The sequence below is a fragment of the Streptomyces sp. NPDC059564 genome, assembly GCF_042735575.1.
Taxonomy (GTDB): Bacteria; Actinomycetota; Actinomycetes; order Streptomycetales; family Streptomycetaceae; genus Streptomyces.
This window is the reverse complement of record NZ_JBHWBP010000038.1, coordinates 25,455-38,827: the sequence shown is the minus strand read 5'-3', so window position 1 is coordinate 38,827 and position 13,373 is coordinate 25,455. Positions and strand designations below refer to the sequence as shown.

At 74.0% G+C, this 13,373-nt stretch carries 8 protein-coding genes; 5 read left to right on the top strand and 3 right to left on the bottom strand.

Annotated elements, in window-relative coordinates; genetic code table 11:
* Positions 1-2: 2 nt before the first annotated feature.
* The 3 genes from ACFV0Q_RS10315 to ACFV0Q_RS10305 all read right to left on the bottom strand — a co-directional run bounded on the left by ACFV0Q_RS10315 (position 3) and on the right by ACFV0Q_RS10305 (position 2,535).
* On the bottom strand, positions 3-491 hold the full coding sequence (locus ACFV0Q_RS10315; protein ID WP_385003468.1) for a hypothetical protein: 489 nt from the start codon (positions 489-491) through the stop codon (positions 3-5).
* A gap of 151 nt (positions 492-642) precedes the next feature.
* Positions 643-1,113: a hypothetical protein gene (locus ACFV0Q_RS10310; protein WP_385003466.1), complete on the bottom strand. Its 471-nt coding sequence runs from the start codon at positions 1,111-1,113 to the stop codon at positions 643-645.
* A 192-nt stretch (positions 1,114-1,305) separates the two neighbouring features.
* Entirely contained in the window at positions 1,306-2,535 is a 1,230-nt protein-coding gene (locus ACFV0Q_RS10305) for a nucleotide sugar dehydrogenase (RefSeq protein WP_385003463.1), read from the bottom strand.
* 276 nt (positions 2,536-2,811) lie between these two features.
* On the opposite strand from ACFV0Q_RS10305, the gene ACFV0Q_RS10300 reads away from it, so the two are divergent.
* The 5 genes from ACFV0Q_RS10300 (at position 2,812) to ACFV0Q_RS10280 (ending at position 13,365) form a co-directional block, all read left to right on the top strand.
* Complete coding sequence (locus tag ACFV0Q_RS10300; RefSeq protein ID WP_385003461.1) at positions 2,812-4,518, top strand: glycerol-3-phosphate dehydrogenase/oxidase; 1,707 nt, start codon at positions 2,812-2,814, stop codon at positions 4,516-4,518.
* Positions 4,519-4,668: 150 nt separating this feature from the next.
* Positions 4,669-7,107: a serine/threonine-protein kinase gene (locus ACFV0Q_RS10295; RefSeq protein WP_385003458.1), complete on the top strand. Its 2,439-nt coding sequence runs from the start codon at positions 4,669-4,671 to the stop codon at positions 7,105-7,107.
* Positions 7,108-7,197: 90 nt separating this feature from the next.
* Positions 7,198-9,861 (top strand): serine/threonine protein kinase, encoded by a 2,664-nt coding sequence (locus ACFV0Q_RS10290; RefSeq protein WP_385003455.1) that lies wholly within the window; start codon positions 7,198-7,200, stop codon positions 9,859-9,861.
* Positions 9,862-9,975: 114 nt separating this feature from the next.
* Entirely contained in the window at positions 9,976-11,598 is a 1,623-nt protein-coding gene (locus ACFV0Q_RS10285; protein ID WP_385003452.1) for a serine/threonine-protein kinase, read from the top strand.
* 135 nt (positions 11,599-11,733) lie between these two features.
* A complete protein-coding gene (locus tag ACFV0Q_RS10280; protein WP_385003449.1) occupies positions 11,734-13,365 on the top strand; it encodes a succinic semialdehyde dehydrogenase in 1,632 nt (543 codons plus the stop codon).
* Positions 13,366-13,373: the final 8 nt, after the last annotated feature.

Genomic DNA, 13,373 nt, shown 5'->3' with positions numbered 1-13,373 from the left:
TGTCAGCTCAGGCCCCGTTGGCGGCGACGCAGGCAGATCAGGCCCAGTTCGAGCCCGCGCGCGGTGGTGAGGCGCAGGGACCAGGCGGCGGCGTACCGCGGGTGCTCGGCGCAGACGTCGATGAGCCGGATCTCGGCGCGCCGCAGGTGGGCGTGGAAGGAGTCGAACCGCTTGCGGGTGACGTCCTCGGCGCGGGCGGCGCTGCGGATCTCCCAGCCGCGCCGGACCAGCCGGGTGGCGAGCAGGGTGCGGAGGAGCGGGTCGCCGGGTTGGCGGTCGGCGCGCTCCCGGAGGAAGGCCTCGCAGTCGGGCGTCTCCGCCACGGTCCAGGAGGCGAGGGCGCGGTCGTCCTCGTCGGGGAGGGCCTCGAAGGCGGCGGCCACGGCCTCCGCGTCCTTCAGCCGGACGGCGGAGCAGAGCTCGGCCAGGGCCGGGAAGTGCTCGGTGGGATCGAGGAGAGGCCGGCCGGGAGGCGGCGTAAGCGCAGACACGCGCGGATCAATATGACCGGCGTCATCGGTCCCGACAGGGCTTTCGGCGGCGTATTTCGGAGGCCTTCCGATGCCGTCGTGCCTGCTCAGCGCCACGTACGCGGGTGAATCGGAGCGAAGCGCTCCGATTCAGCCGCGGGCCGTCGGGTGCCTAGTCGGCGACCTTGCGGGAGATCTGGAACGCGGCGTAGCCGCCGATGGCGAGGAAGAGGAACGTCCACCCGTCCGCACCGGCCTGCCAGAACTTGATGAGCGGGGACACGCCCTGGCCGAGAACGTCCATGACGCCGACCTGGAACGCGTCCGCCTCGAGCAGGGCGATGCCGAACAGCTGGCCCGCGAACACGGCGGCCAGCGAGAGCAGGGCGGCGACGGCGGACAGGGCGGGGTTGCGTCCGCCGATCTTGCCCGCGGCGAAGCCGACCAGGGCGCCGACGCCGACGGCCGCGTAGCTGATCTCGTGCTCGGTGCCTGCGGTGATCCCGCCGTAGACGCCGGCGGCGACGACCGCGGCCACGACGGCGGCGAGGATGCCGAGGCCGAGGTTGCCGGAAGCGGCGGGGGCCGGGGCGGGCACCTCGGTGTAGGACGAGGGCGCGGGCGGCTGGAAGTTCTGACTCATCGGGAATCCCCCCCAGGGATTGACGACGCACGTCCGCTGGTCGAGCGTAAGTGCGAGATAAGTGACGCCGCAGGCTAGCAGGGGGCGACGACATCCGAAGGGGGGATTTCGGGCGGAGGGGCGAGGCGGTGCGGGACGTGATCGGACCGCGACCGGGCCGTGATCCGGGGCGGAGCGGGCGAGGGCGAGGGGTCAGAGGCGGTGTGCCGCGCCGGCCGGGCTGGCGCCCCGGGTGTCGAGGAGCAGCTGCGCCTTCACCGCGAGGCCTTGCAGGTCGTACGTGCGGTGGTGCTGGAGCAGGATCGTCAGGTCGGCGTTCGCGGCGGCCTCGTAGAGCGAGTCGGCGCGGGGGACGGGCTGGTCGCGCACGCGCCAGGAGGCGATGTACGGGTCGTGGTAGCTGATCTGCGCCCCTAGGTCGAGGAGGCGGCTGGCGATCTCGCGGGCGGGGGAGCCCTCCTGGTCGGGGAGGTCCTGCTTGTACGTGATCCCGAGCAGCAGCACCCGGGCGCCGCGGGCGGATTTTCCGTGCTCGTTCAGCAGGGTGGCCGAACGCTGGATGACGTACTGCGGCATCCGGTTGTTGATCTCCTGCGCCAGGCCGACCATGCGCAGGGGGTGGCCCGGGGTGCGGGTGGTGTGGGGGAGGTAGTTGGGGTCCAGGGGGACGCCGTGTCCGCCCACGCCCGGGCCGGGGCGGAAGGCCTGGAACCCGTACGGCTTCGTCTCGGCGCACCGGATGACGTCCCACAGGTCGACGCCGAGGTCGTGGCAGAGGACCGCCATCTCGTTCATGAGGGCGATGTTGACGTGCCGGTAGTTGGTCTCCAGCAGTTGGACCGTCTCGGCCTCGCGCAGGCCGCGTGCGCGCACCACCTTCTCGGTGAGGCGGGCGTAGAAGGCGTGCGCGGACTCGGTGCAGGCGGGGGTGAGGCCGCCGATGACCTTGGGGGTGTTGGCGATGCCGTGGGTGCGGTTGCCCGGGTCGTGGCGGCTGGGGGAGTAGGCCAGGTGGAAGTCCCGCCCGGCGCGCAGTCCGGAGCCGCTCTCCAGGATCGGCCGCAGGTAGTCCTCGGTGACGCCCGGGTGGGCGGCGGATTCGAGGATCACGGTGGTGTGCGGGCGCAGCCGGGCGGCGAGCGCGCGGCCCGCCTCGCCGACGGCGGAGAGGTCGAGCGCGCGGTCGGCGCCGAGCTGGGTGGGGGCGCAGATGACGGCGGTGCGGACCCGGCCGAGTTCGGCGGGGTTGGTGGTCACCCGGAAGCCGGCCGCCGACATCCTGCGGATCTCGGCGGCGGTGAGGGTGCTGTCCGTGGTGGGGCCGCTGTCGTAGCCGACGGTCTCGATTCCGGCGGCGACGGCCGCCTGGGCGAGGGGGAGGCCGAGGTGGCCGAGTCCGATGACGGCGAGATCTGCGGGCATGGGGGGCCGTCCCTTCCCTTCCCTGGCATGAGGGGGCGGTGCGCACGCGTCCCCGGGGCAGGGGGACCGGATGGGTCCGCAGACCGCCGGGAGCTGGCGCAATGTCAGACTAGGCGTATATATGACAGATATGTCGCATTGCGGGGTGGTGGCTACCGTTGTGTTGTCCACAGGCGGTGGCTGATGTCGGTGCGGCCGGTCAGAATCGTGAAACGGGAGATGTGAGCGGGATCACCCGCATCGAGCGGGTTCGGCCCGCACCAACGGGAGGCAGCCGTGAGGACAGCGACACTGGGGCCGGCGCAGCGCGCGGAGGCGCTCGCCCGGATGGCCGAGCGTGAACTGGACGTGCTGGTCGTCGGCGCGGGGGTGGTCGGTGCCGGCACCGCGCTCGACGCGGTGACCAGAGGCCTCTCGACGGGCCTGGTGGAGGCCCGCGACTGGGCGTCCGGCACGTCGAGCCGGTCGAGCAAGCTGATCCACGGCGGCCTGCGGTACCTGGAGATGCTCGACTTCGCCCTCGTCCGCGAGGCCCTGAAGGAGCGCGGGCTGCTGCTGGAGCGGCTCGCCCCGCACCTGGTGAAGCCGGTGCCGTTCCTCTACCCGCTCCAGCACAAGGGCTGGGAGCGGTTCTACGCGGGCTCGGGCGTGGCCCTCTACGACGCGATGTCGTTCTCCAGCGGGCACGGGCGCGGCCTGCCCACCCATCGCCACCTCTCGCGCACCAGGGCGCTGCGGATCGCGCCGGCCCTGCGCAAGGACGCGCTGGTGGGCGCCCTGCAGTACTACGACGCCCAGATGGACGACGCGCGCTACGTCGCCACGCTGGTGCGGACGGCCTCGGCGTACGGGGCGCACTGCGCCAACCGGGCGAGGGTCGTCGGCTTCCTGCGGGAGGGCGAACGGGTGGTGGGCGCGAAGGTGCGGGACGTGGAGGGCGGCGGGGAGTACGAGATCCGCGCGAAGCAGGTGGTGAACGCGACCGGGGTGTGGACGGACGACACCCAGGCGCTGATCGGGGAGCGCGGGCAGTTCCACGTACGGGCCTCGAAGGGCATCCACCTGGTCGTCCCGAAGGACCGCATCCACTCCAGCACCGGGCTGATCCTGCGGACCGAGAAGTCGGTGCTGTTCGTGATCCCGTGGGGGCGGCACTGGATCGTCGGCACCACGGACACCGACTGGGACCTCGACAAGGCGCACCCGGCGGCGTCGAGCGCGGACATCGACTATCTGCTGGAGCACGTGAACTCGGTGCTGGCGGTGCCGCTGACCCGGGACGACGTACAGGGCGTCTACGCCGGGCTGCGGCCGCTGCTGGCGGGCGAGTCGGACGCGACGAGCAAGCTCTCGCGCGAGCACACGGTGGCCCATCCGGTGCCGGGGCTGGTGGTGGTGGCCGGCGGCAAGTACACGACGTACCGGGTCATGGCCAAGGACGCGGTCGACGAGGCGGTGCACGGGCTGGACCAGCGGGTGGCGCCCTGCGTCACGGAGGACGTGCCGCTGGTGGGGGCGGAGGGGTACCGGGCCCTGTGGAACGGCCGGGCCAGGATGGCGGCGCGCACGGGACTCCATGTGGCGCGGGTGGAACACCTGTTGAACCGGTACGGCTCCCTGACGGAGGAACTCCTCGACCTGATCGCGGCCGACGCGGGGCTGGGAGAGCCGCTGACCGGGGCGGACGACTACCTGCGGGCCGAGGTCGTCTACGCCGCCTCGCACGAGGGCGCCCGGCACCTGGACGACGTGCTGACGCGGCGGACCCGGATCTCGATCGAGACCTTCGACCGGGGGACCCGATCGGCCCGGGAATGCGCGGAATTGATGGCTCCGGTGCTGGGGTGGGACAAGCAGCAGATCGAGCGGGAGGTCGAGCACTACGAGAAGCGGGTCCAGGCGGAACGCGAATCGCAGCGCCAGCCGGACGACCAGACGGCGGACGCGGCACGGCTGGGAGCGCCCGACATCGTGCCGTTGTAAGTCCGCGACGTCGGAGGGGGAACCGTTGGACCCGGGGCTTCCGTCCGATGCGGAGTGAGCAACAATGAGGTTTCTGCCGGGGTGGGTTACCGTGCCCCCCGGCGGCTGCCGGGGCAGCCGGGGCAGGCTGCACGATCGCAGAGGGGACGCATGTCGAAGCCGGAGCACACCGAATCGCCTGCCGGGGCGCCTGCCGGGTCGCCTTCGGCGGAGCTGGACGGTGACGCGGTGCCCGCGCCCGGGCAGGACACCGCCGCCGGGCCGGCGAGGATCCCCAAGGCACGGACCGCCGCCGCGGAGCCTGCCGAGGGCGGCGCTTCCGCCGTGTCGGCCAGCTCCGCTGACGGGGCGAAGCCCGCGGACGTGAAGCCCGCGGACGCGGCGAAGCCTGAGGCTGCGGACGTGAAGCCTGCCGACGCGGCGAAGCCTGCGGCTGCCGACGCGAAGCCTGCCGACGCCGCGAAGCCTGCGGCTGCCGACGCGAAGACCGGTGCGGCGGACGAGTCCCGTGACGGGGAGAAGCCTGTCGGCGTATCCGTGGGCAAGTTCGCTGACGGTGCGAAGCCTGCGGCTGTCGGCGGGGCGGAGCCCGAGTCGGTGGACGAAGAGGCGAAGGCCGTGGCCGCGAAGCCCCGTTCCGGCGGTTCGGGCAAGGGCGGGGACGGGCAGGACGAGGGGCGGTTGCTGGCGGGGCGGTACCGGCTCGGGGCCGTGCTCGGCAAGGGCGGCATGGGCACCGTGTGGCGGGCCGAGGACGAGGTGCTCGGCCGGACCGTCGCCGTCAAGGAACTCCGCTTCAGCAGCGGCGTCGACGAGGACGAGAAGCGCCGCCTCATCACCCGTACCCTCCGCGAGGCCAAGGCCATCGCGCGGATCCGCAGCGAGGGCGCCGTCACCGTCTTCGACGTCGTCGACGAGGACGGCCGGCCGTGGATCGTCATGGAGCTCGTCGAGGGCGCCTCCCTCGCCGAGTTCATCCGGGAGAACGGCCCCCTCACCCCGCACCGCGCCGCCGAGGTCGGCCTCGCGGTCCTCGACGTGCTCCGGGCCGCGCACCGCCAGGGGATCCTGCACCGCGACGTGAAGCCGTCCAACGTGCTCATCGCCGCCAGCGGCCGCGTCGTCCTCACCGACTTCGGCATCGCGCAGGTCGAGGGCGACCCCTCCGTCACCTCCACCGGCATGCTCGTCGGCGCCCCCTCCTACATCTCCCCCGAGCGCGCCCGCGGATACAAGCCCGGCCCGCCCGCCGACATGTGGTCCCTCGGCGGGCTCCTGTACGCGTCCGTCGAGGGCGTGCCCCCGTACGACAAGGGCTCCGCGCTCGCCACCCTCACCGCGGTGATGACCGAGCCGGTGGACCCGCCGAAGAACGCCGGTCCGCTGACCGAGGTCATCTACGGGCTGCTGGTCAAGGACCCCGCCCACCGGATCGACGACGACGGCGCCCGGCAGATGCTCACGGCGGTGCTCAACGCCCCCGAGCCGGTGGTCGTCCCCGTCCCCGAGCCCGTACCGGCCGTGGAGGAGACCCGGCCGATATCGCTCACCAAGGCCGAGGCCGACGCCGGGAAGGCCGCCGAGAAGGCCGCCGAGAAGGCGGCGAAGAAGGAACGCGAGCGGCGCGAGCGCGAGCAGCGGGAACGGACCCGCGCCGCGCTGAAGTCGGCCCGCAAGGCGGCGGCCGCCGAGGCCGCGACCGCCTCCGCCGCCGAGGCCGCACCGTCCCGGCCGTCACCGGTACCGGCCCCGCTCACGGACGTGATGTCCCGCCGCACCATCGCGCTCGCGATAGCCGGCGTGGTCGTGGTGCTGGCGGTGCTCGGCTCGCTGATCGCGTACCTGGTCAGCGGCGACGACAAGGACGGCGGCCGCAAGAACGAGGGCAAGGGCGGGCCTTCCCCCGTCGCTTCCGGCGTCCAGTCCCCGGGCAATCCGGCCCCCGGCGGGTCTCCCGGCAACTCCCCGGCCGCCTCCGCCGGTTCCTCGCCGGGCGCCACCCCGAGCGGGGCCACGCCCGGCGCCACCCCGGCCGGCGACCCCGGTCAGGGCCAGGGCCAGGGGCAGGGACAGGGACAGGGGCAGAACAGCCAGGGCCAGGGAGCCAGCCCCGGCGGTCCCGGCGGGGCGCTCCCGGCCGGGTACACGACGGTGACCGACCTGCGGTACCACTTCTCGATGGGGATGCCCGAGGGCTTCCACCAGACCGGCACCGCGGGCAAGAACTCCGGCGCCATATACAGCCGTGACGGCGGCTTCCCGCGGATCCAGGTCGACTACACCGACAGCCCGGGCTCCGACGCCCGCGCCGCCTGGCTGGAGCTGGCCCCGGGCACGGCGGGCAGCAGCAAGGACTACCGCCTCATACGCATCGACACGGTGGACTACCGGGGCTACCCGACCGTCGCCGACTGGGAGTTCGAGCGGGAGCAGCAGGGGGTCAAGGTCCGGGTCCTCAACCGCGGCTTCCGGATGGACGCGAAGCACGGCTACGCGATCATGATCAGCTGCCCCGCCGACCAGTGGGACGGCCCCGAATGCACGCAGCTGCGCAACACGGCGTTCCAGACCTTCCAGTCCCTGGGCTGACGGGCCTCGCAAGCCCGGGACGCGGGCGCCCCGGGCGACGTATCGTGTCAGCGGGGCCATGGGGGACCCGCCGCACTCGGGGGAGGCGATGTGGAGGAGTACGCGGGCCGGATCCTGGCCGAGCGCTACCGTCTGCCGCTGCCGCCCTCGGACGAGTACGAGCTGATAGAGACCCGGGCCTTCGACACGCGCAGCGGCCAGGAAGTCCTCGTACGGCAGGTGCCGTTACCCGAGGTCGTCGACGCGGAGCTGCTCGACGGGACCCGTACGCAGTCCGCGGCGGCCGGGGAACTTCCCGCGGTGCGCCGGGCGATCGCCGCCGCGCAGGCCGCCGCCTCCGTACCGGACCACCCCCGGCTGGACCAGGTCTTCGACGTGTTCGCGGAGGGGGACTCGCTGTGGATAGTGAGCGAACTCGTCCCCGCCAGGCCGCTCGCCGCGCTGATCGCCGATGAACCGCTGAGCCCCTACCGGGCGGCGGAAGTGGCCTCGGACGTGCTGACCGCGCTGCGAGTGCTGCACGCGCACGGCTGGACGCACCGCAACATCACGGTCCGGACCGTGCTGATATGCGAGGACGGGCGGGTCGTCCTGACCGGGCTGGCGGCGGGTGCCGCCGAGGAGGCCCTGTGCGGGTACGACCCGGTGCCCGCGCCGGACTCCGAACCGCCGGGCCCGCAGGGCGGGGACGAGGGCCCGGACCCCGAGGCCGGGTGGGGTGACCCGCCGCCGGTGCCCGTACCGCCGACGGCCGCGTCACCGCTGCCCGTGCCGCCGGTGCCCCCGCCGGCCGGGCCCGTGTACGCGCCGCTGGTGGCGCCGGGGTACGACACCGGGCCGCGCTACTCCGACCACATCGTCCCGGAGCCCGTACGGCCCCCCGAGGAGCGGGCCGACCCGGAGGCCACCGCCCGGGCGGGCACCATCGCCGCCTACCGGGCCGGGACCCGGGCCGCCGCCGCGAAGGTGGCGCGGGAGCGCGGGGAACGCGGGCCGGTGGTGGTACCGCAGTTGCCGCCGACCGGGGCCAACCTGCCGCAGGAGTACGCGTACCCGTACGGCGGCCCGGACACCGCCGCCACCCCCTGGCACGGGGCCGCCCCCCGCCACCCGGCGCGGCCCGAGCAGGAGCCCGACCGGGCGGCGCACCAGGAGGAGCCCGCCCCGGGACCGGAGTGGCAGTCCGAGCCGCGGCCCGAGTGGGCGCCCGAGCGGGGCCCGGATCCGGAGTGGCAGCCCGAGCCGGGGACGACGTACGGCCCGGAGGCGGAGTGGCAGCCCGAGCCGGGGACGACGTACGGCCCGGGACCGGAGTGGCAGCCCGAGCCGGGGACGGCGCACGGCCCGGAGCAGGAGTGGGAGGGCCGGGCGCCGGCGGAGTGGGCGGCCGAGGCGGCCCCGTCCGGGCTGCCCGCGCGGCTTGCCCTCCCGCAGGGATATCGCCAGGCCGAGGCAGCGCTCCCCGCGGCCCCGGAGCGGCCCCGCCCCGTGTCCCCGGTCCGGCCGCCCGGCGCCGGGGCCGCCCCGCCCGGACCCCCCGGCGGCGCCTGGGGCGGGGGCGGGCCGCGTACCGGGCTCGACGCCGAGCGGGCCCGGCAGACCCGGATGGCCGTCGTCGGCGCCGTCACCGAGCGCTGGGCACCCGAGCAGGCCGGCCCCGTCCACGGCCACTGGCAGCTCGCCGCCCCCGTCGGCCCGGCCACCGACCTCTGGGCCCTCGGAGCCCTGCTGTACCGCGCCGTCCAGGGCCACGCCCCGTACCCCGAGGACAGCGTCGCCGAACTGGTCGAGATGGTCTGCGCCGAACCCCCCGCCTTCGCCGAGGAATGCGGCCCCCTGCGCCCCGTCGTGGAGTCCCTGCTGCGTCAGGACCCCACCGAGCGACCCGACTTCGAGGAGCTCCGCGGCTGGCTGCGCTCCCTCGTGCGCTCCGCGCCTGAGCCCGACGGGGACTTCGCCGCGCTCCCGATGCCGGAGCCGGATCCCGCCCGGCTGCCCGTCGTCCGCCGGCGCGGTGACCTGCACGGGCGGCACCGCAACCCCGCCACCCCCCGCACGCCGCGTTCCCTCGGCCGGACCCTGCTGGTCGGCGTACTGGCCCTGCTGGCCGGGGCCGTCGCGTACGCGCTGCTGTTCCTGCCGCGTTCCGGCGGGACCGGCGAGCAGCAGGCCCAGCAGCCCACCGCCGCGCAGAGCCCGGCGGGTTCGGCCCCCGCACAGCAGACGCCCGGCCGTACCCCCTCGGGCGGGACCCCCTCCGGGAGCCCGCAGTCCAAGCCCGCCCCGACGCCGGACGCCCCCGCCCCGGAGGGCTACACCGTGGAGCGGGACCCCGAGCACTTCACGGTCGCCGTCCCCCAGGGCTGGACCCGCCGGAGCATCAACGAGGCCGGTCAGGTGCGGTACACGCAGGGCGCGTTCACCCTCACCGTGGTCCCCGGCCGGGACCGCGTCGAGGGCAACCCGGACCCCAAGGCGTACCAGCAGGACAAGGAGCCGGAGCTGTCCCCGTACCGCAACTCCACCTGGTCCGAGGCGGGCGACGTCAAGAGCACCACGGTCGGCGGCCAGCTGCGCGTCACCGGCCGCTACACCTGGATCGACTCCACCGGCCGTTCCGTCCTCGCCCGCAACTTCGTCGTCGCCCTCGGCGGCAGCTACCACGTGGTCCTGGTGACCGGACCGAAGGACGAGGAGGACAAGGTCACCGACGTCTTCGAGAAGGCCACGGCGAGTTACCAGGCCGGAGGCTGACCGGCCGTCAGTACGGCGATTGCGTCACAGTGCTGTCTATCCGGCCCCGCCCGGTTCCGGCAGCACCCGCAGGCTCCGTAATCTGACCTGGAGTGGACAGAGCGGCGGGAATTCGTGGAACAGCAGACAGGCGCGGGTGCGGTGCTCGCGGGCCGGTACCGGCTCGTGGAGCCCATCGGCAGCGGCGGCATGGGCAAGGTGTGGCGTGCGCATGATGAGCTGCTGCACAGGACCGTGGCGGTCAAGGAACTGACGGCGGGTCTGTACGTGGCCCAGGCCGATCGGGAAGTCCTGCACGCCCGGACCCAGAAGGAGGCCCGGGCCGCGGCCAGGATCCAGCACCCGGCGGTGGTCACCGTCCACGACGTGCTGGAGCACGACGACCGGCCGTGGATCGTCATGGAGTACATCGACGGTCCCTCCCTCGCGGAAGCCGCCAAGGCCGCCGGCCGCATCGAGCCCCGCGAGGCGGCCCGGATCGGCCTGCACGTGCTGGGCGCGCTGCGCGCCGCGCACGCGGTCGGCGTCCTGCACCGGGACGTGAAGCCGGGCAACGTGCTGCTGGCCAAGGACGGCCGGGTGCTGCTCACCGACTTCGGGATCGCCGCGATCGAGGGCGACTCCTCCATCACGCGTACCGGCGAACTCGTCGGCTCCATCGACTACCTGGCCCCCGAGCGGGTCACCGGCGGCGCCCCCGATCCCTCCTCCGACCTGTGGTCGCTCGGCGCCACCCTCTACACGGCCGTCGAGGCCCGCTCGCCGTTCCGCCGTACGTCGCCCATCTCCAGCCTCCAGGCCGTGGTGAACGACGAGCCGCCCGTCCCGCGCCAGTCCGGTGCGCTGAGCCCGGTCATCACCGCGCTGCTGCGCAAGGACCCGGCGCAGCGGCCCTCCGCCGCCGAGGCCGAGCGGATGCTGATCGAGGCGATGGAGGGCCGCGAGCCCAAGGCGGCCCAGGCGTACGTGCCCACGCGGGCGGTCACCGCCGAGGAGCGGGCCCCCGTCCTGTCCCCGGAGCCGGAGCCGGAGCCGGCCGCCGCCCCCGCGCCCGCCCCGACGACGGCCTTCGGCGAGCCCCGGACGGCCGGGCGCCCGCCCGGGCGGGTCAAGCGGGTCGCCGCCGTCGCCCTGGTGGCGGCGCTGCTCGGCGGCGGCGGGGTGTTCGGGGTGCTCACGTACCTCGACCGCGAGGACGATGGCGGCGGCTCCACGGACAAGCCGGCCGGTGTCAGCGACCAGCAGGCCCCGGGCGACGGTGCCCAGCCGAAGACGGCGGTGCCCAGCGGCTGGAAGCGGGTCACGGACCCGGCGGGCTTCACGCTGTTCGTCCCGGACGGCTGGACGCGCCAGATGGACGGCAACCAGATCGACTACACCCCGGACAACGGCAAGCACCTCATCCGGATCGCCGTCGACCCGACCCCGGACCACCCGAACCCGTACACGCACCTCCTGGACCTGGAGAAGCAGGTCAAGGAGCGGACGGAGTACAAGCGCGAGATCCTGCGCCCGAACACCTTCCGGGACACCACCCAGAGCGGTCTGTGGGAGTTCAGCTGGACGGAGAAGGTGTCCCACCCCGGGCCGCGCCGGGCCATCGACCAGATGTACATCGGCCCGGACGGAGCCGAGTACGCGGTGTACATGTCCGGTCCGGCGAACGAATGGCCGAAGATCCGCCAGCAGTTCGACACGGTGCTCAGCGGCTGGCAGCCCCCGGCGAAGAAGGGCTGAGCGGGCCCGGAGGCGGCGCCGGGCGGATCGATCACGCCATACCTTCCCGATCGCGCCAGCGATCGCTGGCAGTCTTGGCAAAATCCGGTTACCCACGGGTACCCAAAGGCTCCCGGGCGGAATACGCTCACCGCCATGACGGACTCGCAGGCCCCCGCCGCCCCCCTCCGCGCCGCACCCCGGCCCACCAACCCGGTCGCCCCGGTCCCGGCGGGCGCCCGCACCGCCGCCGACGTGGTGACCCCCGACCTGGTCACCCGGCTGACCCGCGGAGTGATCGGCTCCGGCCGGACCGCCAACCACACCCCCTTCACCGGGGACGAGCTGGCGGACCTCCCCGAAGCCACCCCCGAGGACGTGGCCACCGCCTTCGAGAAGGCCCGCGCCGCCCAGCCCGCCTGGGCGGCGGTGCCCGTACGCCGCCGCGCGGCCGTCCTGCTGCGCTTCCACGACCTGGTCCTGGCCCGCCAGTCCGAGGTCCTCGACCTCATCCAGCTGGAGACCGGCAAGGCGCGCCTGCACGCCCACGAAGAGGTCCAGGCCGTCGCCGTCGCCGCCCGCCACTACGGCCGCAAGGCGCCCTCGTACCTGCGTCCCAAGGGCCACACGGGCGCCATGCCCACCCTGACCAAGGTCACCGAGCTGCGTCAGCCGCGCGGGGTCGTCGGCCAGATCGCCCCCTGGAACTACCCCCTCGAACTGTCCGTCGGCGACGCCCTGCCCGCCTTCGTCTCGGGCAACGCCGTCGTCATGAAGCCCGACACCGAGACCGCGCTGACCGCCCTGTGGGCCCGCGACCTGCTGATCGAGGCCGGGCTGCCCGCCGAGGTCTTCCAGGTCGTCCTCGGCGAGGGTCCCGTCGTCGGCCCCGAGGTGGTCCGGCACGCCGACTACGTCTCCTTCACCGGCTCCACCCGTACCGGCCGCGAGGTCGCCCAGGGCGCGGCCGCCCGCCTGGTCGGGGTCTCCCTCGAACTCGGCGGCAAGAACGCCATGCTCGTGCTGCACGACGCCGACATCGAGAAGGCCGCCGCCGGAGCCGTCCGCGCCTGCTTCTCCTCCGCCGGCCAGCTCTGCATCTCCATCGAGCGGCTCTACGTCCACGCCTCGATCGCCGACGCCTTCGTCGAGCGGTTCGCCGCCCGCACCAAGGCCATGCGGCTCGGCCACGCCCTCGCGTACGGGGCCGACATGGGCTCCCTGGTCGGGGCGCGCCAGCTGGAGACCGTACAGCGGCACGTGGACGAGGCCGTCGCCAAGGGCGCCACCCTCGTCGCGGGCGGCACCGCCCGCCCCGACATCGGCCCCCTCTTCTACGAACCCACCATCCTCGACGGGGTCGAGGCCCCCATGGCGGTCTGCGCCGAGGAGACCTTCGGCCCGGTCGTCTCCATCTACCGGTTCACGGACGAGGACGAGGTCATCGCCCAGGCCAACGCCACCCCGTACGGCCTCAACTCCAGCGTCTGGACCAAGGACGCCCGCCGCGGCCACGCCGTCGCCGCCCGCCTGCGCACCGGCACCGTCAACATCAACGAGGGGTACGCCCCCGCCTACGGCAGCGCCCAGGCCCCCATGGGCGGCATGAAGGAGTCCGGCCTCGGCCGCCGCCACGGCTCCGAGGGGATCCTCAAGTACACCGAGGCGCAGACCGTGGCCCACCAGCGGCTGCTGCCGATGGCGCCCTCGCTGGGCATGGACGACGCCAAGTACGCCGAGTTCATGACCCGCAGCCTCAAGGTCATGAAGGCCCTCCGACTCCGTTAGGGGCACGC